Below are 25,034 nucleotides of genomic sequence, written 5' to 3' on the forward strand. Positions count from 1 at the left end.
TGCTTCGCGAAGGGGCTGGGTGCGAGGCGCCTGGGCGTAGCAAGGCCGGGGCCTTGCAAGCACGGGCAACGCTGCAAGCGGCCCCTTCGCGAAGCAACCCGAAGGGAAGCCCGTCACAGCCCGCCCCCCGGCGTTGCGCTCCTTGTACGTGTGGACACACGCACGGCGTCGCGCGCCTTGATGGGCGGGCTGTGATGAGCTTCGCGACCCCTTGCATAGCGTTCACAGGCCCTAAGCGGCGACCTTCTCCAGGCAGTAGCCCAGCCCCCGCACCGTGGCGATGCGGATCGGACCACGCTCGATCTTCTTGCGCAGGCGATGGATGTACACCTCGATGGCGTTGTTGCTCACCTCCTCGCCCCATTCGCAGAGCCGCTCCACCAGTTGCTCCTTGCTCACCAGCCGTCCCGCGCGCTGCAGCAGCACTTCCAGCAGGCCCAGCTCGCGGGCGGACAGCTCCACCAGCTTGCCGTCGATGGTGGCCATGCGTCCGGCCTGGTCATAGACGAGCGGGCCGTGCCGGATGGTGCTGCTGGTGGCGCCCATGCCGCGGCGCGTGAGGGCGCGCACGCGCGCCTCCAGTTCCTGCAGCGAGAAAGGCTTGGCCATGTAGTCGTCGGCGCCGTAATCCAGGCCCTTCACGCGCTCGTCCACGCTGTCGGCCGCCGTGAGGATCAGCACCGGCAGCGCCGAGCCGCGGCCGCGCAGCCGCTTGAGCACGTCCAGCCCATGCATGCGTGGCAGGCCGAGATCGAGGATCAGCAGGTCGAATTCCTGCGTCGTCGCGAGCACGGTGTCGGCATCGCTGCCGCTCGCCACGTGGTCCACCGCGGCCCCGGACCCTCGCAGCGTGCGCAGCAGCCCATCCGCCAGAACCTGATCGTCTTCGGCAATGAGGATGCGCATGGGGCCTGTCTCCGGTGTTCCTGGGAATGCTCCGCAGGCGGTGTGGCCGGCCCCGGGCGTTCCGTCGATTCTAGGGACATCGGCCGGTGCGCGGCACGGAGGCGGATCACGCCTCCACGCCATCGCCTCCCGCATACGCCTCCAGGCCCAGCCGCACGACAGCGGCCACGGCATCGCCCACCTCCGCGCCGAATTCCGCCTCGGCCTGCGCGACCGCGCCGCGGAAGGCCTGGAGCCAGGCCAGGCCCGTGGCGGTGAAGCGCACCCGGCGCGCCCGCGCGTCGCGCGGGTCGGGCTCCCGCATCACCAGCCCCCAGGCTTCGCACTGGTCCACCAGCGCGGCCATCGACTGCTTGGCCATGCCGGCGCGTGCCGCCAGGTCGGTGAGCCGGTCACCCTGCAGCGACAGGTGGCGCGTGATGTGGATATGGGCCGCGCTGACTTGGTCGCGGGCGGCCAGGTGGGAGAGCGCCAGGGGGACCTGCACGTCGTGCGCCATCAGCTCGAGCACGCGCGCGTCGAAGCGGCGCATGGCGTGGCCGAGCAGGCGGCCCAGGTGGGTGAGGCGCCATGCGTCGTCCCGGGTGGCCAGCGTGGCCGAAGGTGGCTGCGGAAACGGGGAAAAAGCCATGCGGCAATTGTCAGGCAAACTGACTAAAAAGTGCATTGTTTGGAAAGTATCCCGCCCCTACACTACTGGTCAAGCATCCAGCCTGTGATTGAAGACAGCCACCCGGTGGCATCGCACTCGCCGGCCTTCCTTTCCACGTTTTCCTTTTTCAGGAGCACTCCATGGACGCACCCGTCAAGAACAACGCCGCCAACAGCGAAAAGGCCAAGGCCCTGCAGGCGGCACTCGCCCAGATCGAAAAGCAGTTCGGCAAGGGCACCATCATGCGCCTGGGCGAAGGCGAAGCCATCGAAGATATCCAGGTCGTCTCCACCGGCTCGCTGGGCCTGGACGTCGCCCTGGGCGTGGGCGGCCTGCCCCGCGGCCGCGTGATCGAGATCTACGGCCCCGAATCCTCCGGCAAGACCACGCTCACGCTGCAGGTCATCGCCGAGATGCAGAAGCAGAACGGCACCTGCGCCTTCGTCGATGCCGAGCACGCGCTCGACATCCAGTACGCCCAGAAGCTCGGCGTGCACGTGCCCGACCTGCTCATCAGCCAGCCCGACACCGGCGAGCAGGCCCTGGAAATCGTGGACAGCCTCGTGCGCTCCGGCGCCGTGGACCTGATCGTGGTGGACTCGGTCGCAGCACTGACCCCGAAGGCGGAAATCGAAGGCGAGATGGGCGATGCGCTGCCCGGCCTGCAGGCCCGCCTGATGAGCCAGGCGCTGCGCAAGCTCACCGCCACGATCAAGAAGACGAACTGCATGGTCATCTTCATCAACCAGATCCGCATGAAGATCGGCGTGATGTTCGGCAGCCCCGAGACCACCACGGGCGGCAACGCGCTGAAGTTCTACGCCTCCGTGCGCCTGGACATCCGCCGCACTGGCACCATCAAGAAGGGCGACGAGGCCATCGGCAACGAGACCAAGGTGAAGGTGGTGAAGAACAAGGTGAGCCCGCCCTTCAAGACGGCCGAGTTCGACATCCTCTTCGGCGAAGGCATCAGCCGCGAGGGCGAGATCATCGACATGGGCGTGAATGCCCGCATCATCGAGAAGAGCGGCGCCTGGTACGCCTACAACGGCGAGAAGATCGGCCAGGGCCGCGACAACGCACGCGAGTTCCTGCGCGAGAACGCCGACCTCGCCCGCGAGATCGAGAACAAGGTGCGCGACGGCCTGGGCGTCTCGCAACTGCCGCCCGTGGCAGCCGGCGCTGCTGCTGCCGACGAGGCCTGACCCACAGGGCATCCGAAGCGCCGGCCTGCCGTTTTTCGCGGCGGGCCGGCGCGGCTGCGACTCCCATGGGTCTTTCTTCCCCCCTCTCCCTCAAGGGCCGCGCGCTGCGCCTGCTGGCGCAGCGCGAGCACTCGCGCTCCGAACTGGAAGCCAAGCTCGCGCGGCACGTCCAGGAAGGCGACGACCTGCACGCGGTGCTCGACGAACTCCAGGCCAAGGATTTCATCAACGCCGGCCGCGTGGCCGAATCCGTGGTGCACCGCCGCGCGGCGCGGCTGGGCACGCAGCGCGTGGTGCAGGAACTGCGCGCCAAGGGGCTGGACGATGCGCTGGTGCGCGAGACGGCCGAGCGCCTGCGCGGCAGCGAGGCGGCGCGCGCCCTCGCCGTCTGGCGCCAGCGCTTCGGCACGCCCCCGGAAACGCCCCGGGAGCGGGCACGCCAGATGCGCTTCCTCGCGGCACGCGGCTTTCCGGGCGACGTGGTGCGGCGCGTGGTCGGCGGCCGCATGGAGGCCGAAGACGACCTGCCGGAATGAAGAAGCCACCATGGCGCCCGCCCGGTCGCCGGTAGCAGGTAAAAAAAAGGGCGCTACCCCAGCAGCCGCTCCGGGTTCGCGTCGATCTTGGCGAGCGCATCGCGCGTCGCGCGCATCGTGAGGGCCTCCTCTTCCTGGGGCACCAGCAGGCCCGCCTGCAGGTAGGCAGCCATCCGCCGCAGCTGCAGCAGGTAGCTGCTGCCGTCCGGTGCCGCGAAAAGATGCAGCTGCCGGCGCTCGCTGTGCCATGCGTACTGCACCTGCGCCGAGGCCCCGTTGTGGTCCAGCGTGAACCACGCCCCCAGCTGCAGTTCGCGCGCCCAGGCCACCATGGCTTCGTCCACGGGCGTGCCATTGTCCGCCGCGACATGGATGGACGAGGCATCGATGCCCAGCATCATTTCCAGGTAGTCGGCATCGAGCGGCATGTCGCCCAGCGTGGCGTCGCTCATGTAGTCCTCGAGGTGGTCCAGGCGCCGGGCCATCGCGTCGATGTGCGCCTGCGGGATGGAAGCCGTCTTGGAGAGGAAGGCGTCGGCGAGCGTGTCGGTGAGGATCTTGATGTGCACGTCCTGCGGCGCGCCGGTCACGCCCAGCAGCTCCAGGCCCTGCCGCAGCCGCTGCAGCAGGCCCGGCAGGCTCTGGATGACCTTGGCACGCTCCGCCCGCTGGGGCTTGGCGCTGGCGGCCCACACGAGGTCGGTGGCCGCCCGCTTGAACGCGGCCGTGTCCGCATGCTGCGCGCCGCTGCGCACGGCCGACAGCGCCAGCACTTCGGCCCAGGTCTTGAACAGGAAACTGCGGATCTCGTCGCGCACCGGCATGTCCTTGAGCAGGTTGCGCAGCTCGATGGTGTACTGGATCGCCATCGTCTCCTTCTGCTCCACCTGCTGCGCCACGCTCACGATGCGCGAGGTGGCCTGGGGTGCCGTGAGGTACCGGGAAATGAAGGCCTCGAACTCCGCGAGTACCAGCTGGAACACCCGCTGTCCGGTTTCCGGATACTGCTCGATCACCTGCACCACGCGCCGGATCTCGGCCTCCAGGGCGCTGCCCTGGATTGCCGCGGTGTCGAAGCCCAGGACCACGCCGCCCATGCGGTCGATGAGCTGGCGGGCGGGGTGCGCCATGTCGCTGAAGAACTCGGGCTCGGACAGGGCCACCCGCAGCACGGGAACCTGCAGGCGCGCGAACCACACGCGCACCGCGGGCGGGATGCGGTCTTCGCTCAGGATGCTCTGGAACATCAGCGCCACCACCTCGATGATGGCCTTCTCGCCCGGCGTTTCCGCCTTGGCCTTGAGCTCCGCCGTGCGCTCGCGCGCAGCGCCGGCCACCTGCACCACCGCGGCGGGGCTGTGGTAGTCCAGCACCAGGGTGGCGATCTCGCTGCGATAGAAGCTGTCGGCCATCAGCCGCTGCTCGGCCAGGGCCTGCTGCAGCGCAGCCGTGGCCGGTGCCGCCGGAGCGGCGACATCCCCCGCGGCCCCCCCCATGCGTCCGGCACCGGAGGGGCTGAACGCCGCGATGGCCGGCTGCACGAGGATCCGGTGCAACTGGCCCATCACCCCCTGCGCGCGCTGCCGGGCCCGCACCAGGGGCGAGCCGTACGCGGCCGCCTGCGTGCCGGCGAAACCCGAGGCCCCGCCCTGCAGGGCGCCCATGGGCCTGGAGGGCGCGCGCAACCCGACACCGGTGGGATCCGCAGCAGCTTGCTGCACGCCCATTCCCGCTCCCATGACGGAGACTGGCGCGAGACCGCCCTGCACCGTCGCCCCCCCGGTACGCCGCACGCGCGAACGCAGGTCGTCGTCCGGGCGCACGCCCTGCTCCTCGAAGAAGCGGACCAGCGCCTCGTATTGCGCGAGCACCATCGCACCCAGGGTGCGCTGCAGCGGCTCGAGCAGGGCCTGCAGGTCCGTGCGCAGCAGGCCGCAGGCCACCCAGGGGGCCACGAGTTGCAGGGCCAGGACTTCGGGGCGCAGGAGGTCCCGTTCGCCGGGCTCCTCGCCTTCGAGATGCTGCAGATGCCTGCGCACCGCGTCGAAGGCGGGGCCGGCCTGCTCCGCCACGGACAGGCCGATGCGGGACGCGAGGATCTTGTTTTCCACCACGTCGTCGCTCACCAGTTCGAGGCCCGCGAGCGAAAAGTCCCCCGACAGCGCGGCGCTGCGCGTGCTGGGAAGCGTGGCGACCGCATCGCGCAACGCTCGCGCCGCGCCGGCGATCCATGCGCCATGGAACTGCTGGTAGCGCACCCACAGGTCGCGGCGCTCCTGCATGACCCGCTGGGTTGCCGTCAGGCCCATGAGATGGGTGGTGAACTCCTGAAGCTCCGCGTCCAGGGCGGGAAGCTCCGCGCTCAACCCCTCGATGAAACGCTGGCGCCCCAGGCGGGCCAGGCGCCTCGCATTCGACGGGAAGGTGGACGAAGTCTCCATACGCCGCGGATTATGAGCGCGTCACAGGCCTGCCCGCATGCGGGAATCCGCAGAGATCCGGTGGACGATCCACTCCGCGGAATCTCATCGGCGCAAATGCTGGACAGTCCGCTCCCGGCAGCCCGCCGGGGCCCGGAATGCGGCGCCTGCGCTCAGACCGTCGCTCCGGCGTTGGGGTCGTTGGGATCGCCTTCCTTGCGGGTCGGTGTCTTCACCAGGTCTTCGCGCTTGATGCCCAGCCACATGGCGATGGCGGCGGCGACGAACACGGAGGAATAGATGCCGAAAAGGATGCCGATGGTCAGCGCGAGCGCGAAGTAGTGCAGGCTCGGGCCGCCGAAGAAGAACATCGACAGCACCATCGCCTCGGTGGAGGCGTGGGTGATGATCGTGCGGCTCATCGTGCTCGTGATGGCGTGGTCGATGACCTCGTGCGTGGTCATCTTGCGGTATTTGCGGAAGGCTTCGCGGATCCGGTCGAAGATCACCACGGATTCGTTCACCGAGTAGCCCAGCACCGCGAGCACGCCGGCCAGCACGGCCAACGAGAATTCCCACTGGAAGAAGGCGAAGAAGCCCAGGATGATGACCACGTCGTGCAGGTTGGCGATGATGGCCGCGACGCCGAACTTCCACTCGAAGCGGAATGCGAGGTACACCACGATCCCCACGACCACCATGGCCAGCGCCATGAGGCCGCCGTGCACCAGCTCCTCGCCCACCTGCGGGCCGACGAACTCGGTGCGGCGCAGCGTGACGTCCGGATCCTGCGCCTTGAGGGCGCCCATCACCTGCTCGCTCTGCTGCGCCGAGGTCGCGCCCTTCTGCACGGGCAGGCGGATCATCACGTCGCGCGAGGTGCCGAAGTTCTGCACGATCACGTCGGAATATCCCAGGCTCGAGACGGCCTCGCGCACCTTGCCGGTGTCGGCCGCCTGCGTGTAGGCCACTTCCATCACGGTGCCGCCCGTGAACTCCACCGACAGGTGCAGCCCGCGCGTGACCAGGAAGAAGACGGCCAGCGCGAAGGTGATGAAGGAGATCGCGTTGAAGACCAACGCGTGCTTCATGAAAGGGATGTCTTTTTTGATGCGGAAGAATTCCATGTCGAGTCTTCCTTCGGGTCAGTTCGTCTTGGCCGGAGCGGAGGGCACCTGCGGAGTGCCGGGGCCGGGCTTCCACACCTGGCCGATGGACACGCTCTTGAGCTTCTTCTTGCGGCCATACCAGAGGTTCACCAGGCCGCGCGAGAAGAACACGGCCGAGAACATGCTGGTCAGGATGCCCAGGCAGTGCACCACGGCGAAGCCGCGCACGGGACCCGATCCGAAGGCCAGCAGCGCGAGGCCGGCGATGAGCGTGGTCACGTTCGAGTCGAGGATGGTCGCCCAGGCGCGTTCGTAGCCCGCATGGATGGCCGCCTGCGGCGCGACGCCCGCGCGCAGTTCCTCGCGGATGCGCTCGTTGATCAGCACGTTCGAATCGATGGCGACGCCCAGCGCGAGCGCCATGGCGGCGATGCCGGGCAGCGTGAGCGTGGCCTGCAGCATGGACAGCACGGCGATCAGCATGAGCACGTTCACCGACAGGGCGATGGTGGAGAACACGCCGAAGAGCGCGTAGTACACGCACATGAACACGGCGATGGCCACCATGCCCCAGACCACGCTGTGGATGCCGCGGCTGATGTTGTCGGCGCCCAGGCTGGGGCCGATGGTGAATTCCTCGATGATCTCCATGGGCGCGGCCAGCGAGCCGGCGCGCAGCAGCAGCGAGGTGTCGTTGGCCTCGGCCGTGGTCATGCGGCCGGAGATCTGCACGCGGCCGCCGCCGATCTCGGAGCGGATCACCGGGGCCGTCACGACCTCGCCCTTGCCCTTCTCGAAGAGCACGATGGCCATGCGCTTGCCGATGTTCTCGCGCGTGATGTCCTTGAAGATGCGCGCGCCCTTGGCGTCGAGCGTCAGGTTGACGGTCGGCTCCTGGGTCTGGCCGTCGAAGCCGGGCTGCGCGTCCGTCAGGTTCTCGCCCGTCAGGATGACCTGCTTCTTGACGATGATGAACTGGCCGTTGCGGTCGGGGTAGCGCTCGCTGCCGAACGGCACCGGGCCCGAGCCCCGCTCGGCGCCCCGCGCCTCCGTGCTCTCGTCCACCATGCGCACCTCGAGCGTGGCGGTGCGGCCCAGGATGTCCTTGGCCTTGGCCGTGTCCTGCACGCCGGGCAACTGCACGACGATGCGGTCCGTGCCCTGCTGCTGGATCACCGGCTCGGCCACGCCGAGTTCGTTGATCCGGTTGTGCAGCGTGGTGATGTTCTGCTTCAGCGCCTGGTCCTGCACCTTGCGCAGGGCTTCGGGCTTGATGGTCGCGCGCACGATCACGCCGTCGCCGCCCGGGCTGGAGGTGGCCACGAGGTCGGGGAACTGGTCGGAGATGAGATTGCGCGTGGCCGTGGCGGCCGCCTCGTCGCGCAGGCGCACCTCGATGGTCTGGCCGTCGCGGCTGATGCCGCCGTGGCGGATGTTGCGGTCGCGCATGAAGGTGCGCAGGTCGCCCGCGAAGGACTCGGCCTTCTTCGTGAGCGCCGCCTGCATGTCCACCTGCAGCATGAAGTGCACGCCGCCGCGCAGGTCCAGGCCCAGATAGACGGGTTGCGCATGCAGCGCCGTGAGCCAGGCGGGCGAGCGCGAGACGAGGTTCAGCGCGACGATGTACTGCGGATCGGCCGCGTCGGGCACCAGGGCCTTCTGGATCACGTCCTTGGCCTTGAGCTGCGTGTCGGGCGTGTCGAAGCGGGCGCGCACCGAATTGCCGTCCAAGCTCACCACGTCGGGTGTGATGCCCGCACCCTGCAGCGCCTCTTCGACGCGCCGCTGCAGCGAGGCATCGACCTTGACCGACGCCTTGGCCGAAGAGACCTGCACCGCGGGCGCCTCGCCGAACACATTGGGCAGGGAATAGAGGATCCCCACGAGCAGCACGATCACGAGGATCGCGTACTTCCAGACCGGATAACGATTCATGATCGCGCTCTTATCTCAGTTAACCACGGCGTGCCGCACCACCGGCGGCGCCTGAAATTGGCGCGGCGCAGGCCAGCAGACGCCGCGCAGGGGCCGCCCCGCCGCGCTGGCGTCGTCCTCCTTCCCGCGCGCAGCGCGAGAAGGGGGAAGCGGCGCAGCCGCCCAGGGGGTTGCCCCTCACTTCACCGTGCCCTTGGGCAGGACCTGCGCCACGGCACTGCGCTGGATCTGCACTTCCACGCCCGAGGCGATCTCGATGTGCAGGAAGCCTTCGGACAGGCGCGTGACCTTGCCCAGGATGCCGCCGGCCGTCGCCACCTCGTCGCCCTTGGCGATCGCGTCGATCATGGCGCGGTGCTCCTTCTGACGCTTCATCTGGGGCCGGATCATGATGAAGTACAGCACCACGAACATCAGCACCAGCGGCAGCATGCTCGTGAGCGAGGACATCATGCCGCCGGCAGGCGCGGCGGCCGGGGCGGTCTGGGCGAAAGCGGAAGAAATAAACACGGCTACAGGCTCCGTTGAAAAGATGGTCGTCCGGCCGGGTCGCCGGGCCGATCGTGCATGCAGCGGCGCATGGACGCCTGCCGCAGGGCAACAGGCGATTGTATGCGGCGCATTTCAGCGGCATGGTGGCATAACCCGTGGGCGGTTGGGTTATGCATGGACTGGGCCGTATCCAGGGCCGCAGGGACTCGGCGGCCAGGGATGCGCAGGAGCCGGACTCAGGCGCTCTGCCGCAGCGCCACTTCCACCGGACCGCCGCGCCACCGGGCCATGAGAGCGGCCCACTGCTTGCGGGCCGTTTCCAGGTGCCGCTCCTTCACGTGGCCGTAGCCGCGGATCTGCTCGGGAATGCGCGCGATCTCCACGGCCAGCGGCAGGTTTTCCGCCGTGAGCCCGGCCAGCAGCTCTTCGATGCAGGCGCGGTATTCCTGGATCAGCGCGCGCTCGGTGCGGCGCTCCTCGGTGCGGCCGAAGGGGTCGAGCGCCGTGCCGCGCAGGCCCTTCATCTTCGCCAGCACACCGAACGCCTTGTGCATCCACGGGCCGTAGGCCTTCTTGACCAGCTCGCCGCGCTCGTTCTTCTTCGCCGTGAGCGGCGGCGCGAGGTGGTGCACCACGCGGTAGTCGCCCTCGAACATGCCGGCGATCTTCCCGGCGAAGGCGCTGTCGGTGTGCAGGCGGGCCACCTCGTACTCGTCCTTGTAGGCCATGAGCTTGAAGAGGTAGCGCGCCACGGCCTCGGTGAGGCGGGTGGTGGATCCGAAGCGCGCCTCGGCGTCCTGCACTTTCTGCACGAAGGCCCGGTAGGTGGCCGCGTAGGCCGCGTTCTGGTAGCCCGTGAGGAATTCCTCGCGGCGCGCGATGATCTCCGCGAGCGCGGGCTTCTTCGCGAAATGGATGACCTGCGCCGTCTGGAACAGCGCGCGCACGGCGGCCAGGTCGCAGGCACAGCGGCGGCCCCATTCGAAGGCGGCCTTGTTGTTCTCGACCTGCACGCCGTTGAGCTCCATGGCGCGCATCAGCGCGGCGTGCGAAAGCGGCACGCGGCCCTTCTGCCAGGCATAGCCGAGCATGAGAGGGTTGGTGTAGATGCTGTCGCCCAGCAGTTGCACGGCCACTTCTTCGGCATCGAAACTGCCCAGCAGCTCCTCGCCCACGGCCGAGGCGATGGCCGTGTCGCAGTGCTGGCCGGGGAACTGCCAGTCGGGGTTGTTCACGAACGATGCGGTGGGCGAGCCGTGGTTGTTCAGCGCCACGAAGGTGCGGCCCGGCTGCATCGCCGCCATGGTGGTCTTGAGCGAGGCGACGATGGAGTCGCAGCCGATGATGAGGTCGGCCTTGGCGGTGTCCACTTTGGTGGTGTAGATGGCATCGGGCCGGTTCGCGATCTGCACGTGGCTCCAGGTGGCTCCGCCCTTCTGCGCGAGGCCGGCCGCATCCTGCGTGACCACGCCCTTGCCTTCCAGGTGCGCGGCCATGCCCAGCAGCGAGCCGATGGTGATCACGCCCGTGCCGCCCACGCCGGCCACCACGATGCCCCAGGCGGACTCGGCCACCGGCAGCGCCGGCTCGGGAATGGGCGGCAGCGCCGACAGGTCGCCCTTCTTTTCCTTCTTCGGCTTCCTGAGCTTGCCGCCCTCGACGGTCACGAAGCTCGGGCAGAAGCCCTTCAGGCAGGAGTAGTCCTTGTTGCAGGTGCTCTGGTTGATGCGGCGCTTGCGGCCGAACTCGGTTTCCAGCGGCTCGACCGAGAGGCAGTTGGACTGCACGGAGCAATCCCCGCAGCCCTCGCAGACCAGCTCGTTGATGACCACGGTCTTGTCGGGCGTGGCGAGCGTGCCGCGCTTCCTGCGGCGGCGCTTCTCGGTGGCGCAGGTCTGGTCGTAGATGATGGCCGTGCAGCCCGGGATTTCGCGGAACTCGCGCTGGATGCGGTCCAGCTCGTCACGGTGGTACACGGCCACGCCCTCGGCGAGGGGCACGCCGTCATACTTGGCGGGCTCGTCCGTCACGATGACCAGCCTGGCCACGCCCTCGGCCTTCAGGCTGTTCATGATCTGCAGCACCGAGTGGCCCTCGGGCCGCTCGCCCACCTGCTGGCCGCCGGTCATGGCCACGGCGTCGTTGTAGAGCACCTTGTAGGTGATGTTGGTGCCGGCGGCGATGCTCTGCCGGATCGCGAGCAGGCCGCTGTGGAAATACGTGCCATCGCCCAGGTTCGCGAAGACGTGCCTGTCCAGCGAGAAAGGCTGCTGCCCCACCCAGGTCACGCCCTCGCCGCCCATCTGCGTGAAGGTGGAGGTGTTGCGGCCCGGCATCCAGTTGACCATGTAGTGGCAGCCGATGCCGGCCACGGCGCGCGAGCCCTCGGGCACGCGGGTGCTGGTGTTGTGCGGGCAGCCGCTGCAGAACCACGGCGTGCGGTCGCCCGTGTCGGCCGTGGTCTCGGCGAGCGAGCGCTCGCGCGCGTCGATCACCGTGAGGCGCGCGTCCATGCGCGCCACCACGTCCTCGGGCACGCCGAGCTTCTTCAGCCGCCTGGCGATGGCGCGCGCGATGATGGCGGGCGTCAGGTCGGCCTTCGGCCGCAGCAGCCAGTTCTGGCTCGGGTTGGCCATGCTCCACTCGCCGCCGGAGTTGTCCCCCTCCACCTCGTCGAACTTGCCCAGCACATTGGGGCGCACGTCGGCGCGCCAGTTGTAGAGCTCTTCCTTGAGCTGGTATTCGATGACCTGGCGCTTCTCCTCGACCACCAGGATCTCCTGCAGGCCCTGCGCGAAATTGCGCGTGATGGTGGCCTCCAGCGGCCAGACCACGTTGACCTTGTGCACGCGGATGCCCAGCTGCCGGCACGTGCCGTCATCCAGGCCGAGGTCGATCAGGGCCTGGCGGGTGTCGTTGTAGGCCTTGCCGCTGGCGATGATGCCGAACCGGTCCTGCGGCCCTTCGATGACGTTGTAGTTGAGCTGGTTGGCGCGGATGTACGCCAGGGCCGCGTACCACTTGTAGTCCATGAGGCGCGCCTCCTGCTCCAGCGGCGCATCGGGCCAGCGGATGTGCAGGCCGCCGGGCGGCATCGCGAAATCCTCGGGCAGCACGATGTTCACGCGGTCCGGATCGACCGAGATGCTGCTGGACGACTCGACCACTTCCTGGATGGTTTTCATGCCCGACCACACGCCCGAGAAGCGGCTCATGGCGAAGGCATGCAGGCCCATGTCCAGGATCTCCTGCACGCTGCTGGGGAAGAACACCGGCAGCCCGCAGGCCTTGAAGATGTGGTCGCTCTGGTGCGGCGCGGTGCTGCTCTTGCTGATGTGGTCGTCTCCCGCGATCGCGATCACGCCGCCGTGCTTCGCCGTGCCGGCCATGTTGGCGTGCTTGAACACGTCGGAGCAGCGGTCCACGCCCGGGCCCTTGCCGTACCAGATGCCGAAGACGCCGTCGAACTTCTTCTTGTCGGGATACAGGTCCAGCTGCTGCGTGCCCCAGACGGCCGTGGCGCCCAGCTCCTCGTTCACGCCGGGCTGGAAGACGATGTGGTTCTGCGCCAGGTGCTTCCGGGCCGCCCAGAGCGCCTGGTCGTAGCCACCCAGGGGGGAACCCCGGTACCCGCTGATGAAGCCGGCGGTATTGAGCCCGGCCATGGCATCGCGCTGGCGCTGCAGCATGGGCAGGCGCACCAGGGCCTGGACGCCGCTCATGAAGGCCCGGCCCTCCGGCAGGGTGTATTTGTCATCTAGGGACACGGTTTCCAGGGCGCGGCGGATGTGCTCGGGCAGCGGGGCGTTCATGAATGTCTCTCCATCATCGTCGGGGGTGCCGCGGCCTCGTGGGCGCGGGCAGGGCGGCGCGCCCGGCGGGGCGGGCTTTGCATGCCAGTGTAGGCACGACCGAAGGATATGTCCTTTCGTTTTCATGCCGTGTTTACCCTCGTTTCAGAAAGATCCTTTCTGAAAACAATAAAGGAATGGAAGAACTCGACAAATTCGACATCGCCATCCTCGCGGAACTGCAGGCCGATGCACGGCTGACGAACGCCGAGCTGGCGCAGCGCGTGGGCCTCTCCGCCGCCCCGTGCTGGCGGCGCGTGCGGGCCCTGGAAGAGGCGGGCTTCATCAAGGGCTACCACGCGGAGATCGATCGCCACCGGATCGGCCTGGGCGTGCTGGCCTTCGTGCGGCTGGATGCCGACCGCAGCACCGGCGGCCTCACGCGCGAGATGGAAGAGGCCATCGCCAAGATCCCGGAAGTGGTCGCCTGCCACTACATCAGCGGCACCGGGACGTTCGAGTTGCAGGTGGTGGCGCGCGACCTGGAGAGCTTTTCGCAATTTGCGCGCGGCGTGCTGCTGAACCTGCCCAACGTGAAGGACATGCACACGAGCTTTTCGCTGGGGGAGGTGAAGGCGGGAGGGGCGCTGCCGCTGGCGCATTTGCAGCGATGACGATGAATTCGAGTAACTGCCTCAAGGCTATGCACCCTTTCTGGAAAGTCATCTGGACAGCAGGCAGTGTGGCCTGCGTGACCGCCATCGCTACCGGCCACGCTGCCGCAGCACAAAACCTCGGAACGTCCCTTTGCCGATCGGAAGAAGTGCCCGTTTTCGCATGCTCCATCAAGCACCATCGGGCAGTTGCCGTTTGTTCCTCCCACCAGCCTGACGGCCCGCAGGGCTATTTGCAATACCGCTTCGGCAAGCCCGGGAACGTGGAAACCAACGTTCCCGAAAAGGTGGACAGCGGCGACTGGCGTAAGCAATTCAGGGCCAAGCGGCTTTGGTACTCGGCAGGCGGAGGCAACTACCTGCGCGCCGATCGCGGGCCCTATGCCTATGTGGTCTTCAGTGCCTTCGGCCGCTGGGGCGAAAAGGACGGAGTGATGGTCTGGAAGAATGGCGCCATGGTGGCGCACCATGCATGCGTGGGGCCGGCGCTGTCGAAGCTGGGCCCGGATCTGCAATCCCGGCTGGGAATCGGAGAAGACCCTGAGGAACTCGTATTGCCGTGACGGGCTTGCGGCCGCAGTGATGCCAAGTCAGCCGGAGGTGACAGACGGCTCTTCTTCCTTTCGCCGCATCCGAGCCTGCGCATGCGCTGGAACCAAGGCAGAAAGAGCGCGTTGCCCATGGCGCATCAGCGCGCGCTCCCGCAGAATCGGAGGGACATGCCGCCCCAGCCACCCCACGACAGTTCCCCCTCCACATCTTTGCCCCCCGGCCGCCTGATCGAAGATCCGGCCGCCACGCCTGCCGCGCAGTCGGCTGCGGCCGCCGAGGCCGCAGCGGCCGCGCAGCTCGGCCAGGACGCCGCACGGCGTGCCGAGCTCTCTCCCCTGGCCCCGCTCGGGGTACCGGTGTTCCGCATGCTGTGGCTCACCTGGCTCGCGGCGAATACCTGCATGTGGATGAACGACGTCGCGGCCGCGTGGCTGATGACGACGCTCACCACCTCGCCCGTGCTGGTGGCGCTGGTGCAGACGGCCTCGACGCTGCCGGTGTTCCTGCTGGGGCTGCCCAGTGGCGCGCTGGCGGACATCCTGGACCGACGGCGGTATTTCATCGCCACGCAGTTCTGGGTGGCCGCGGTGGCGATGGTGCTGTGCCTGGCGATCCTCGCGGGCGGAATGACGGCGCCGCTGCTGCTGGGCCTGACCTTCGCCAACGGCATCGGCCTGGCGATGCGGTGGCCGGTGTTCGCGGCCATCGTGCCGGAACTGGTCAGCCGCGCGCAGCTGCCCGCGGCACTCGCGCTCAACGGCGTGGCCATGAATGCCTCGCGCATCGTCGGCCCGCTGCTGGCCGGCGCGATCATCGCGAGCGCGGGCAGTGCCTGGGTGTTCGTGCTCAATGCGGTGCTGTCGGTGATCGCAGGCTTCACGATCATGCGCTGGAAGCGCACGCACGTGCCCAATCCGCTGGGCCGCGAGCGGCTCGGCAGCGCGATGCGCGTGGGCGTGCAGTTCGTGCGCGAATCGCCGCGCATGCGCGCCGTGCTCTGGCGCATCTCGATCTTCTTCCTGCACGCCACCGCCCTGCTCGCGCTGCTGCCGCTGGTGGCGCGCGACCTGGAGGGCGGCGGCGCGGGCACCTTCACGCTGCTGCTGGCATCGATGGGGGCGGGCGCCATCGCGGCGGCGATGTTCCTGCCGCGGCTGCGCCAGGCCATGCCGCGCGACACGCTGGTGGGCCGCGGGGCGCTGCTGCAGGCGCTCGCCACCTCGGTGGTCGCGATCGCGCCGAACGTCTATGTGGCCGTGCCGGCGATGGTGGTGGGCGGCATGGCCTGGATCACCACCGCGAATTCGTTGAGCGTGTCGGCGCAGCTGGCGCTGCCGAATTGGGTGCGCGCCCGCGGCATGTCGATCTACCAGATGGCGATCATGGGCGCCACGGCGGCCGGCGCGGCCTTCTGGGGGCAGGTGGCGTCGGTGACCAGCGTGCACGTGAGCCTGGCGCTCGCCGCGCTCACCGGCACCGCGGCCATGGCCCTGGTGCAGCGCACCGTGGCGGATCGCTCGATGGAGGAGGATCTCAGCCCTTCACGGGCCTTCAAGGTGCCGACCGCCCCGACGACGCCCGAGCAAGGGCACGTGGTGGTGACCATCGAATACGTGATCGACCCGGCCCGGGCCGCGGAATTCCGCGCGACGATGCGGGAGAGCCGCCGCAGCCGCCTGCGCCAGGGCGCGCTCGACTGGCAGTTGCAGCACGACATCGCCGACCCGAGCCGCTACGTGGAGCGCATCGTGGACGAGTCCTGGACGGAACACCTGCGGCGCTTCGATCGCGTCACCGCCTCGGATGTGGCGCTGCGCGACCGCAAGCTGGCATTCCACGTGGCCGATGCGCCTCCGGTGGTGACGCGCTACCTGGTCGAGCTGGAGCGCTGAGACTCGCCGCCCCAAGTCCCGCAAGGCGCGTCGCGGGGAAATCGAGCCCGGGTTCGTGCCTTTCCGAACTCTTTCGCACCGCAGGTAGGCACATTGGCCAACCGCACTATCTTGCGCCTCGATCATTGAATTTCGCCGCACGGCGGATGATTTTCGCGGAAAACAGTGACATGAAAAAATTGAGCGGCTTTCTACACCTGAGCCGGACCCGGCGCACGAGCGCCAACGAAGAAGCCACCTCCAGCGGCTCGCGCCAAAATGCGACGTCCAGCGCAAGTCCATCGCATGCCCTGGCAGGAGCCAGCCCGCGGCACCGGAGTGCCGATGTCGGCGTTCGTCCCCGGACCAGCGCTTTGCCTGCGCACCCGCCCTCGCCGTCGCACCCCTCCATGCTCGGCATGATGCGGGGATGGGTAGCGGGAGGATCGTCCAGCAAAACCCCGGATCCCGGGGCATGGCTCGAAGGCAACGTCCCTTACGCAAAAGCCGCCAGGGTAAGCCTGTTCGAAAATGCAGTCACCTTGCCCCGGTCGCCGGATATCGCCCTGCCAGTGCAACAGGGAGCGCACCCGTTCCGCATGCATGGCGTAACGGACACATCCGGGAGGAATACGGTCCTGGCCCCGGCCCAGGAGTTGATTCCCGGGCTCCTGCGGCCTGACCAGTTCATCGACCTGTCGTCGCGCCACCTGGATCGGATCAACGCGCTCGCCACCACGCATCCCAGCATCAAGACGCAAATGCCGGACACCAAACCGCACTTGCGGGTGATCACCCCCACGGTCGCCGCCCATCTGGCAGCGGCACGCGAGGCCATCGACCTGGTCAAGGCACTTCTTCCCTACGGGGCAGGCAACCAGGTCAAGGACATTGCCGCAACCGGAGGTGAAAGCGTGCTTCGCTCCTCCCTCTCATATGCGCTGGCGGGAAGCCCACAGGCGCGGGCCTTTGCCGCGATCCAGTCACAAGGTGGTTATTGCGATGCGCAGGCCGCCCTGACGTACCAATTGCTCTCGCAGAATCCTGCGCTCAGGGACTGCAGGATCGATATGGCGGACGGGAAAGACCACGTGTTCGTGGTGATCCGGGGACAGAAGCCGGCACACGACATCGTGGTGGATCCATGGGCACCCTTTGCCTCACCCACGCTGGTCCAGGATGCACTCCCCATGCATCGGACGGTGCTGCGCGCAGGACAGCTCCAGCACACCAAAACTGCCGGCACCATTCTGCCGCCCCTGGACATCGGGGAGGCGTTGAGGCGGCAGAATATCCAAAGGAACCAGTATTCGTCCATAAAAGAGCGGTTCCGTGCTGAAAAAAACCGAGACGCCGACAGCGCCATCACGAGTAATCTGAAATATACGGGGGACCAATGGGATGCCCCCTTCAGCGGCAATCCCAATGTCCGCTATGACGTGCGTGACGACTCCGGTCGCCGGTTGATCGACGGCCCGCTCAGGTTCGACATGCAGCGGACAGCACTCTCGACCGGCCCCTATCAGCCATCGGGTGCATGACGCCCGCCGAAGCAGGCGCACGCGCGCGATGCCCCGACTCGCTCAGCGCCCTGCAGGCCGCAGGCCGAACCAGCCCCCTTCGGCATCGAACAGCACGTCGTACTGCTGCAGCAGGTTCATGCCGGTGTTCACGAAGGCGGGGCGCCCGAACGGCGCAGGAGCGCCCCGGGCCACGGTGCTGCCGGCCGCGCAGGCCGAGCTGGCAGAGCCGGACGGCGGCCGGTTGACGAGCACGGCGCGGGGCGCGCCGGCCCCGCCCGCATTGAACGCATACCGGGCTACTGGCGCCTGCGCATCCGGGAACAGCACCTGCACCGGCGTGCCCTCCTTCAGGCCGTTGCTGACGTGGCCCGGGCGGCTGGGGTTGGGGATCTGCTGCGTCGGCAGCGACGCGGGGTCGGCCACCGTGAGGTACATCTGCGCGATGCCGGTGTCCACGAGCACCGATCCTGCCTCGGGCGCCCGGCCGGCCACGGACACGGCCATGGGCGCCTGCTGCCAGTCGCGCGGATCGCTGGATGCCGGCTGTCCGTTGGCCAGCAGGCTGCCCGGCTGCAGCCTGGTGGCCCCGAAGCCCGCGGCGTTGGCCGGCGTGAGCCCGGCGTGCACGCCGGATTTCGTCACGATGTAGCCGGCATGCACTTCGCCTTCGCGCACGGGCCGGCCGTCGATGGCGACGAGGTTGAGCAGCGGATTCTTGTCCGGCGTGCCCTGCGGCTGGCCGTCGTGCTCGCGCCCGAACCCCACGCCCATGTACACGATCCCCTTGGGGCGGAGCGTGGTCTTCGTGGGCTGCTCGCAGACCGGCTGGTTGGCTTTCTCGTCCCAGCAGGGGCAGATCATTTCCTTCTGGACCGCCAGGACGGGCACGCGCGCCACGACCTCCCCCTCCGCGGCGCGGAACACGAGGTCGCGCACGACCCATCGCCCCACCCACAGCCGCTTGCTGCTCGACAGGAATTCCCAGCCCGCGGGGCCCGCTTCATCGTCGGAATAGCCGGGAAGATCGGCCGCGGAGATCACCACCCCGGTGGAGCCCGTGTCCATCGTGACGGCGAAGCTCCGGGCAGCGGGTCGGGGAGTGCCGGGCGGGGTGTGCACTTCGAACTGCAGTTTCGGCGGCCGGGACGCTTCGCCCAGGGGGGCGGCGAAGGGGATGAAACGCCCGGTTGTGTCCGGCCGGAGCTCAGGCCCCGTGGCGACTGCGGCGCTGGACGGGTCCTGGGCCCAGGCTGCGCTGCAGGCGAGCAGCGCGGCCATGTGGAGGATCGCTGTGCGGATCGGTGTCATCGGTTCTCCTTCCCTGTTAGTTGTGGAAGGGGCAGACTACACGATATGCATGGACGGATGAGGCAACGGAACCTGCGGCTGTCCATGCTGCACTTACTCAGGAAGCCTTCCGATGGAACGCAAATACGCCAGCATCGCGCTGGCGGATGGCCTCCACCATTTGCGGATATACCTCGGCATACAGCGCAGCCCCCCGGTCTCCGAAACGATCTTGCGCGTCCGATGCGAACAGTACCCGCCGAGAATCAACGCACAAATTCCGGGCAGCGCACGCATTGACCAGATAATCATCCCCCGGGCCATCGCAACCCGGCACGGCCCCGCAGGTAGCCGCCACCCAGGCAATGGCCAGCACACGTTGATCGGCCGCATCGGCGTAGGTTTTTCCAGAAAACACGACCGGGGCACCATCGGGGGCATGGAAGAGCGATCCGGCCAAGTTTTCCATCAGCAGCGGATCGCCGGTGCGGAGAACCCGCTCCAGCACAGGCATGCGCGCCTGTGGATCGCTTGAAACGCTCGCCCACTCGTTGCCCAGGCGCCGATATGTGTCATTGGCGATCCTCGGATCCCGGGTCAGGGCCAACATGGCATCACCCGACAGTTCCTGGTGGATGAATGACGCACAACGCTCCTCGCGCAGGATCTTGGCTTTCTGTTGCTCTGCAGATTGAGGGATCCAGTTGGTCGGAGCAGGCTCGTCCCGCACGGATGCGCACCGCAAAAGAATTGTTAGCGCATACAAGCCATTTCCATCCCTAGGGCTGCCGACCATTTGATGGAATAGAACCCTGTAGTCCCTTGCCTGCCGCAACAGAATCGTCCATCCTGCCTGCCGCTTCTCCCCCGTCTCTGTCGCGGACCCTCCTGGGCTCGGTGCTGTGTGAGCAGGAGCCTGCACCCTGGTTTCCGGAACAGGCGCCACGACGATGGTTTGCGCCGTCTTTGTTTCCGATACTCCACCTCTGCTCTTGAAGGCCAGGTGGACGATAAGCACGACCACCAGCACGGCAGCGAACAGCATTCCCAATGCCTTGTAGCTTCTCAACCGCATACGGAGTGACTTTGTACCGCCCCTGCCTGGCCTGCATCCTTGCCCGGCTTCAACGTACCAGGCATGGGATGTCCTGGCGTGACTGCCGAGAATGTAGGATTCAGGACAGCCCACTGCTCCTCATATCCGTCAGCATAGATCACCAAGAAAAAACCAAGTTATGGTCTCGGCCAAAGCGCCCACAGCCGCAGCCCCTGCTTGAGCCGCCCCGCCAGGTCGCCCGCCTCCTGCCCCCAGCCGGCAAAATAGTCGGCCCGCACGGCACCCAGGATGGCCGAACCGGTGTCCTGCGCCAGCACCAGGCGCTGCAGCTGCGCGGTGGGGCCGGCAGAGGCCAGCCAGACGGGGGTGCCGTAGGGAATGCTCTGCCGGTCCACGGCGATGGATCGGCCCGGGGTGAGCGGCACGCCCTGCGCACCACGGGGGCCGAAGGCGGCGTCCAGCGGCGGCAGCGGCTCCTCGCGGAAGAACACGTAGCGCGGATTGGCCCAGAGCATCTCCGGCACGCGCTGCGGGTTCTGCAGCGTCCATGCGCGGATGCCGGGCCAGGTCGCGTCGCGCACCAGTCCCTGGTCGAGCAGCCAGCGGCCCACGCTCTGGTAGGGCTGGTCGTTGGTGCCCGCGAAGGCCACGCGCACGAGGCGCACGGAGCCGTCGGGCTCCTGGATGCGCAGCCGGCCCGAGCCCTGGATGTGCACCACCAGCGCCTCGACCGGGTCGCGCACCCAGGCGATGGCACGGCCCGCCAGGGCGGCCTGGGCCTCGGGCAGGGTGTCGATCTGCTGGCGCGTGTACCAGGGCTTGCGCTGGCCGTAACCCGCCGGCAGGCCGTACAGCGGCACGGTGAACCCGTTGCCCGGCGTGCGGCTGGCGTCGAGGTAGGGCTCGTAATAGCTGGTGAGCATGCCGTCCGGATTGCCGTCCAGCGATTCGATGCGGTAGGGTTGCAGGCGCGACACCATCCATTCGCGCTGTTCCTCCGGCGTGGCGATGGAGAGGCGGCGGATCTCCGGGCACAGCGGCGCGAAGGCCGGCAGCGGGCGCTCGCAGCTGCGCAGCCAGGCGTTCCAGGCCTCGTAGAGCGCGTCGGTGGAGAACCCGGGCAACTCGGACCAGTGCACCGGAATCCAGCGGCTCTTGGGCTGCGCCATCGGAGGGGGCAGCGGGCCGCCCGGCTCCGGCGGTAGCAGTACGCCAGGACCCGGAGGCAGGGTGATGAGGGGGCCGGAAGGCGTGGTGGCCGGCGGCAGAACGGGCGGCGGCGTGGAGCAGGCAGCCAGCGTTCCTACAATCAGCGCCGTTGTCACCAGGCGCAGGAGACGGAGATTCATGGGGCTGATTTTGCTTGAAGCATTGCTGGCGCTGGTCGTGCTCGTCGCCATCGTGTGGTGGACGATGTTCGCCGGCCGGCGAAAGGGCGAACTGCCCCCGCCCGACAGCCAGCCGCCGGAGGATGGCAAGTAGGACGGGACCTGCATGGGCTGGCGGCCTTCGCCGGGTCACGGATGGGTTCGGGGACGCGAAGAATTCCCCCAGGCGCCAGCCAGGCCGTGCAAGGCCGGCCAGGGCGTCCCACCGCACGACAACAGGAGAGAACTTCCATGCGTACTTCCCGCACACTCATCGCCGCCACCGCCGCCGTACTGCTCGCCAGTGGCTGCGCCAACATGACCGATACCCAGCGCCGCACCGCCACCGGCGCGGGCGTGGGCGCCGCCGGCGGTGCCGTCCTGGGAGCCGTGACGGGCGGCAATGCCGGCACCGGCGCGCTGATCGGCGCCGGGGTGGGTGCCCTGGGTACCTACATCTGGTCCCAGCACATGGAGCGCCAGAAGCAGGAAATGCAGCAGGTGACGCAGGGCACCGGCGTGGTGGTCACCCAGACGCAGGACAACCAGCTCAAGCTCGATATTCCCAGCGACATCTCGTTCGCGACCAATCGCTCAGACATCCAGCCCAACTTCGCCCCGGTGCTGGACCGGTTCGCCGAAGGGCTGCGCAACAATCCCAATGCCGAGGTGCGCATCGTCGGCTACACCGATTCCACCGGCAACGATGCGATCAACAACCCGCTGTCGCTCGACCGGGCCACCAGCACGCGCAACTATCTCACAGCCCGCGGCGTGAACGGAGCGCGCGTCCAGGTGGAAGGCCGGGGCGCACGCGAGCCCGTGGCCACCAACGATACGGCAGAAGGCCGCGCGCGGAACCGCCGCGTGGAGATCTACGTGGACGAGCGCCCGCGCCAGGGCTGACAACCTTGCCTGCCGCTCGGTCAGCCGGCCGAGCGCAGCAGGTTGGCCAGCTCCACGGCCGATTTGACCTGCATCTTGTCGAAAACACGTGCGCGGTGGACTTCCACCGTGCGCACGCTGATGTCCAGCTGATCGGCGATCAGCTTGTTGGGCAGGCCCTCCACCACCAGGCGCATCACGTCGCTCTCGCGCTCCGTGAGCTCGGCCATCCGGTGGCGCAGGTCGTTGCGCTGGTGCGCCTCTTCCAGGTGCCGCGCGGATTGCGCGAGGGCCTGCTCGATGCGGTCCACCAGCAGGTTGTCGGAAAAAGGCTTTTCGCAGAAATCGAAGGCGCCGCGCTTCACCGTGGCCACCGCCGTGGGCACGTCGGCATGGCCGGTGAGGAAGATCACCGGCATGGCGCCGATCAGCCCGCGCTCGGCCAGCCGGTCGAACAGCGCCAGTCCGCTCATGCCGGGCATGCGCACGTCCAGCAGCAGGCAGCACGGCTGGCGCAGCAGGGGCCTGTCACCCAGTATGGCCTCGAAGGCCTCCGCGCTGTCGAACGATTCGCTGGGCACGCGGCGCGATCGCAGCAGCCATGCGAGCGCTTCGCGCACGCCGGCGTCGTCGTCCACGATGTACACGGTGGCGTTGGAGACGGGTTCCATCAGGCGTTTCGGGGTTCGGTGTCGGATTCGGCACCCGCCGCAGCGCAGGCCGGCAGGGTGAAAGTGAATACCGTACCACGCGGCGCGTGCGGCGCGTGGCCCAGGAAGCCGCCGTGCTGCTCGACCACTGTGCGGCACAGGCTCAGCCCGAGGCCCATGCCTTCCGCGCGGGTGGTGAAGAACGGCGTGAACAGCTTGGCGCCCACGTCGTCCGGAATGCCGGGGCCGGCATCGATCACCTGGAACTCCAGCCATGCGTTCTGCGCGTTGGAAGCCGCGCGCCGCACCCTCAGCTCCAGCAGGCGGTGCGGCGTGCCCGGCTCGTCCATGGCCTGCATGGAGTTGCGCGCGAGATTGAGCAGCACCTGCTCGACCATGGTGCGGTCGCAGAGCACGCGGGGCAGTTGCGGCTCCACGCTGATGCGGATCTGCACGCGCAGCTTGTGCGCCTGCAGGCGGATCAGCGGCAGCACGGCATCCAGCAGGTCTTCCGCGGCGACGGGCTCGCGCGTCTGGTCGCGGCGGCGCACGAAGTCATGCACGCTCTTGATCACGCGTCCGGCACGCTCGGCCTGCTGCGCGATGCGCTGCAGGCCCACCCGCACGTCCGGCAGGAACGACGCCGGACCGTGGCCAGCCGGCGCGGCTTCCGCCGATTCCAGCAGGTTGATCGACCCGGAGGCGTAGCTGGCGATGGCCGCGAGCGGCTGGTTCAGCTCATGGCTCAGCAGCGATGCCATCTCGCCCACGGTGGCCAGCCGCGCGGTGGCCTGCAGGCGCTCCTGGGAGGCCCGCGAGAGTTCTTCGATGCGGCGCTGCTCGCTCACGTCCAGGAAGGCGCTCATCCAGCCCGTGTGCAGGCCCTGCGCATTGATCAGCGGCGCCTCGAAGATCAGCACCGGAAAGCGCGTGCCGTCCTTGCGCATGAACGTGGACTCATAGCCTTCGCGCGGCGGTGGGAGCTGTCCCGAGAGGCGGACGCGCTGCCGCCGCAGGTATTCGTCGGCGAACTCCGGCGGCCAGTAGGGCAGCCGGTCGGCCTGGCCCAGCAGTTCCTGCGCGGAGAATCCCACCATTTCGCAGAAGGCGGGGTTCACGTAGGTGATACGTCCTTCCAGGTCGCGGGCGCGCAGTCCGGTGACCAGCGAATCCTCCATGGCCTTGCGGAAGGCGAGCGCATCGCCCAGGTCGCGCTCGGCACGCAGGCGCCGGCGGTTGTCGCGCACCAGCACCACGAGCACGGTGACCAGCGCGATGGACATGGCCGTGACCACCGCCGTGAGCACGTTGGGGAACACGCTGGGCGCGCTGTGCCAGCTGTCCATGCGCAGCACGAGGGCCGTGCCGGGCAGGTCGAAAAGCTGCTGCGTGCTGAACAGGCGCGTGCCCCGCCGGTTGGCCCCCACCATGGCGAGCCGCGTGCCGTCGGCCTCGGTGAACGATACCTCCTGGCCGCGCTTGAGACCCGGCACCACCATTTCCACCAGCACGTTCTGCAGCGAGTACGTGGCAACGAGATAACCGGTATTGACCCCCTCGTGCGTCAGCGGGATGCACAGCTCCATCATCTCGGCGCCCCGCCCCTCGCCCAGGGGCTGGTAGTAGCTGCCTGAATACGAAGGTCCGCCCACGCGCCGCGCATTGCCGCAGGCCAGGGCGGTGTTGGAGTGCGTGCCGCTGCGGGTTTCCGCATCCCACTGCACGGGCCGGTAAGGTGTCTCGGCATGCGCGCGCACGCGCAGCGCGGCATCCCGCCATTCCACGCGCACCAGTTCGCGGCGGCCGCCCAGGAGCTGGGCGGCGCGCGTCTCCCAGCTGGCGATGTCGGGGTCGCCCGCCTGCAGCGCCTGGAGGTTCTGCAGGTTGTGGGTGAAACCCGTGCGGATGTCGGCCACGGCATCGGCGGCATCGCGGTCGAGGCGGTTCTGCACTTCGGAGGCCTCGTAGCGCCCCGCCAGCCACACCTGCGTGACCAGCATGCCGGCCACGAGCAGCACGAGCGCGGTCCAGAGCGACCAGCGCCGCCAGGCGATGTGCCAGCGCCGCCAGGGCCAGCGAGCCAGCCGGCCGGCCGGCGACGCAGAGGCGCCCGTGCCGGCGG

20 protein-coding genes are annotated in these 25,034 nt (G+C 68.3%); 8 read left to right on the top strand and 12 right to left on the bottom strand.

The annotated features are described in order from the left end of the window. Positions 1–231: 231 nt before the first annotated feature. Positions 232–906, bottom strand: coding sequence for a response regulator (locus BLR99_RS06675; RefSeq protein WP_011797639.1), 675 nt, complete (start codon positions 904–906; stop codon positions 232–234). Between the two features lie 106 nt (positions 907–1,012). Further along, entirely contained in the window at positions 1,013–1,537 is a 525-nt protein-coding gene (locus BLR99_RS06680) for a MarR family winged helix-turn-helix transcriptional regulator (RefSeq protein ID WP_048857600.1), read from the bottom strand. A 161-nt stretch (positions 1,538–1,698) separates the two neighbouring features. On the opposite strand from BLR99_RS06680, the gene recA reads away from it, so the two are divergent. Then, positions 1,699–2,763: a recombinase RecA gene (gene recA, locus BLR99_RS06685; protein ID WP_011797641.1), complete on the top strand. Its 1,065-nt coding sequence runs from the start codon at positions 1,699–1,701 to the stop codon at positions 2,761–2,763. 65 nt (positions 2,764–2,828) lie between these two features. Next, positions 2,829–3,299, top strand: a complete 471-nt coding sequence (recX, locus tag BLR99_RS06690; protein ID WP_011797642.1) for a recombination regulator RecX — start codon at positions 2,829–2,831, stop codon at positions 3,297–3,299. A gap of 53 nt (positions 3,300–3,352) precedes the next feature. On the opposite strand, the gene BLR99_RS06695 is transcribed toward recX, so the two are convergent. The 5 genes from BLR99_RS06695 to BLR99_RS06715 all read right to left on the bottom strand — a co-directional run bounded on the left by BLR99_RS06695 (position 3,353) and on the right by BLR99_RS06715 (position 13,067). Then, complete coding sequence (locus BLR99_RS06695) at positions 3,353–5,740, bottom strand: DUF1631 family protein (protein ID WP_011797643.1); 2,388 nt, start codon at positions 5,738–5,740, stop codon at positions 3,353–3,355. 152 nt (positions 5,741–5,892) lie between these two features. Further along, positions 5,893–6,846, bottom strand: a complete 954-nt coding sequence (secF, locus tag BLR99_RS06700) for a protein translocase subunit SecF (protein ID WP_011797644.1) — start codon at positions 6,844–6,846, stop codon at positions 5,893–5,895. Between the two features lie 18 nt (positions 6,847–6,864). Then, positions 6,865–8,763, bottom strand: a complete 1,899-nt coding sequence (gene secD / locus BLR99_RS06705) for a protein translocase subunit SecD (protein ID WP_011797645.1) — start codon at positions 8,761–8,763, stop codon at positions 6,865–6,867. A 177-nt stretch (positions 8,764–8,940) separates the two neighbouring features. Beyond that, positions 8,941–9,273 (bottom strand): preprotein translocase subunit YajC, encoded by a 333-nt coding sequence (yajC, locus tag BLR99_RS06710; protein WP_017439266.1) that lies wholly within the window; start codon positions 9,271–9,273, stop codon positions 8,941–8,943. Between the two features lie 218 nt (positions 9,274–9,491). Then, positions 9,492–13,067, bottom strand: a complete 3,576-nt coding sequence (locus BLR99_RS06715) for an indolepyruvate ferredoxin oxidoreductase family protein (protein ID WP_046060622.1) — start codon at positions 13,065–13,067, stop codon at positions 9,492–9,494. Positions 13,068–13,243: 176 nt separating this feature from the next. On the opposite strand from BLR99_RS06715, the gene BLR99_RS06720 reads away from it, so the two are divergent. The 4 genes from BLR99_RS06720 (at position 13,244) to BLR99_RS06735 (ending at position 17,684) form a co-directional block, all read left to right on the top strand. Further along, complete coding sequence (locus BLR99_RS06720) at positions 13,244–13,720, top strand: Lrp/AsnC family transcriptional regulator (protein WP_011797648.1); 477 nt, start codon at positions 13,244–13,246, stop codon at positions 13,718–13,720. A gap of 2 nt (positions 13,721–13,722) precedes the next feature. After that, positions 13,723–14,283: a hypothetical protein gene (locus BLR99_RS06725; RefSeq protein ID WP_228195456.1), complete on the top strand. Its 561-nt coding sequence runs from the start codon at positions 13,723–13,725 to the stop codon at positions 14,281–14,283. A 156-nt stretch (positions 14,284–14,439) separates the two neighbouring features. Continuing rightward, positions 14,440–16,164, top strand: coding sequence for an MFS transporter (locus tag BLR99_RS06730; protein WP_046060728.1), 1,725 nt, complete (start codon positions 14,440–14,442; stop codon positions 16,162–16,164). 389 nt (positions 16,165–16,553) lie between these two features. Beyond that, the gene (locus tag BLR99_RS06735) at positions 16,554–17,684 is read left to right on the top strand and encodes a hypothetical protein (protein WP_199240271.1); all 1,131 of its coding nucleotides are present in this window, start codon (positions 16,554–16,556) and stop codon (positions 17,682–17,684) included. Between the two features lie 42 nt (positions 17,685–17,726). Here the strand turns inward: BLR99_RS06735 and BLR99_RS06740 are convergent, their stop codons facing one another. From BLR99_RS06740 to mltA, 3 genes are all read right to left on the bottom strand, one after another. Then, entirely contained in the window at positions 17,727–18,974 is a 1,248-nt protein-coding gene (locus tag BLR99_RS06740) for a hypothetical protein (protein WP_046060621.1), read from the bottom strand. A gap of 97 nt (positions 18,975–19,071) precedes the next feature. Further along, the gene (locus BLR99_RS22475) at positions 19,072–19,998 is read right to left on the bottom strand and encodes a hypothetical protein (RefSeq protein WP_138919922.1); all 927 of its coding nucleotides are present in this window, start codon (positions 19,996–19,998) and stop codon (positions 19,072–19,074) included. A gap of 188 nt (positions 19,999–20,186) precedes the next feature. Beyond that, the gene (mltA, locus tag BLR99_RS06750; protein ID WP_228193935.1) at positions 20,187–21,359 is read right to left on the bottom strand and encodes a murein transglycosylase A; all 1,173 of its coding nucleotides are present in this window, start codon (positions 21,357–21,359) and stop codon (positions 20,187–20,189) included. On the opposite strand from mltA, the gene BLR99_RS23650 reads away from it, so the two are divergent. Together BLR99_RS23650 and BLR99_RS06755 are read left to right on the top strand one after the other, a co-directional pair. Then, positions 21,358–21,492, top strand: coding sequence for a hypothetical protein (locus tag BLR99_RS23650; protein WP_258868848.1), 135 nt, complete (start codon positions 21,358–21,360; stop codon positions 21,490–21,492). The genes mltA and BLR99_RS23650 overlap by 2 nt on opposite strands. A 137-nt stretch (positions 21,493–21,629) precedes the next feature. Continuing rightward, complete coding sequence (locus BLR99_RS06755; RefSeq protein ID WP_074686938.1) at positions 21,630–22,283, top strand: YiaD family glycine zipper/OmpA-like lipoprotein; 654 nt, start codon at positions 21,630–21,632, stop codon at positions 22,281–22,283. A gap of 20 nt (positions 22,284–22,303) precedes the next feature. Here the strand turns inward: BLR99_RS06755 and BLR99_RS06760 are convergent, their stop codons facing one another. Together BLR99_RS06760 and BLR99_RS06765 are read right to left on the bottom strand one after the other, a co-directional pair. After that, the gene (locus BLR99_RS06760; RefSeq protein WP_011797654.1) at positions 22,304–22,933 is read right to left on the bottom strand and encodes a response regulator transcription factor; all 630 of its coding nucleotides are present in this window, start codon (positions 22,931–22,933) and stop codon (positions 22,304–22,306) included. Then, positions 22,933–24,996, bottom strand: a complete 2,064-nt coding sequence (locus tag BLR99_RS06765) for a two-component system sensor histidine kinase NtrB (RefSeq protein WP_170838030.1) — start codon at positions 24,994–24,996, stop codon at positions 22,933–22,935. The genes BLR99_RS06760 and BLR99_RS06765 overlap by 1 nt, the downstream gene beginning before the upstream one ends. Positions 24,997–25,034 lie beyond the last annotated feature (38 nt).

The organism is Paracidovorax citrulli, from assembly GCF_900100305.1.
GTDB classification, from domain to species: Bacteria; Pseudomonadota; Gammaproteobacteria; order Burkholderiales; family Burkholderiaceae_C; genus Paracidovorax; species Paracidovorax citrulli.

Excerpts from the sequence above, each read along its gene's own strand:
- BLR99_RS06675 (WP_011797639.1), bottom strand. The coding sequence starts at position 906 with ATGCGCATCCTCATTGCCGAAGACGATCAGGTTCTGGCGGATGGGCTG.
- BLR99_RS06680 (WP_048857600.1), bottom strand. The coding sequence starts at position 1,537 with ATGGCTTTTTCCCCGTTTCCGCAGCCACCTTCGGCCACGCTGGCCACC.
- recA (WP_011797641.1), top strand. The coding sequence starts at position 1,699 with ATGGACGCACCCGTCAAGAACAACGCCGCCAACAGCGAAAAGGCCAAG.
- recX (WP_011797642.1), top strand. The coding sequence starts at position 2,829 with ATGGGTCTTTCTTCCCCCCTCTCCCTCAAGGGCCGCGCGCTGCGCCTG.
- BLR99_RS06695 (WP_011797643.1), bottom strand. The coding sequence starts at position 5,740 with ATGGAGACTTCGTCCACCTTCCCGTCGAATGCGAGGCGCCTGGCCCGC.
- secF (WP_011797644.1), bottom strand. The coding sequence starts at position 6,846 with ATGGAATTCTTCCGCATCAAAAAAGACATCCCTTTCATGAAGCACGCG.
- secD (WP_011797645.1), bottom strand. The coding sequence starts at position 8,763 with ATGAATCGTTATCCGGTCTGGAAGTACGCGATCCTCGTGATCGTGCTG.
- BLR99_RS06715 (WP_046060622.1), bottom strand. The coding sequence starts at position 13,067 with ATGAACGCCCCGCTGCCCGAGCACATCCGCCGCGCCCTGGAAACCGTG.
- BLR99_RS06720 (WP_011797648.1), top strand. The coding sequence starts at position 13,244 with ATGGAAGAACTCGACAAATTCGACATCGCCATCCTCGCGGAACTGCAG.
- BLR99_RS06725 (WP_228195456.1), top strand. The coding sequence starts at position 13,723 with ATGAATTCGAGTAACTGCCTCAAGGCTATGCACCCTTTCTGGAAAGTC.
- BLR99_RS06730 (WP_046060728.1), top strand. The coding sequence starts at position 14,440 with ATGCCGCCCCAGCCACCCCACGACAGTTCCCCCTCCACATCTTTGCCC.
- BLR99_RS06735 (WP_199240271.1), top strand. The coding sequence starts at position 16,554 with ATGCTCGGCATGATGCGGGGATGGGTAGCGGGAGGATCGTCCAGCAAA.
- BLR99_RS06740 (WP_046060621.1), bottom strand. The coding sequence starts at position 18,974 with ATGACACCGATCCGCACAGCGATCCTCCACATGGCCGCGCTGCTCGCC.
- BLR99_RS22475 (WP_138919922.1), bottom strand. The coding sequence starts at position 19,998 with ATGCTGTTCGCTGCCGTGCTGGTGGTCGTGCTTATCGTCCACCTGGCC.
- BLR99_RS23650 (WP_258868848.1), top strand. The coding sequence starts at position 21,358 with ATGGGGCTGATTTTGCTTGAAGCATTGCTGGCGCTGGTCGTGCTCGTC.
- mltA (WP_228193935.1), bottom strand. The coding sequence starts at position 21,359 with ATGAATCTCCGTCTCCTGCGCCTGGTGACAACGGCGCTGATTGTAGGA.
- BLR99_RS06755 (WP_074686938.1), top strand. The coding sequence starts at position 21,630 with ATGCGTACTTCCCGCACACTCATCGCCGCCACCGCCGCCGTACTGCTC.
- BLR99_RS06760 (WP_011797654.1), bottom strand. The coding sequence starts at position 22,933 with ATGGAACCCGTCTCCAACGCCACCGTGTACATCGTGGACGACGACGCC.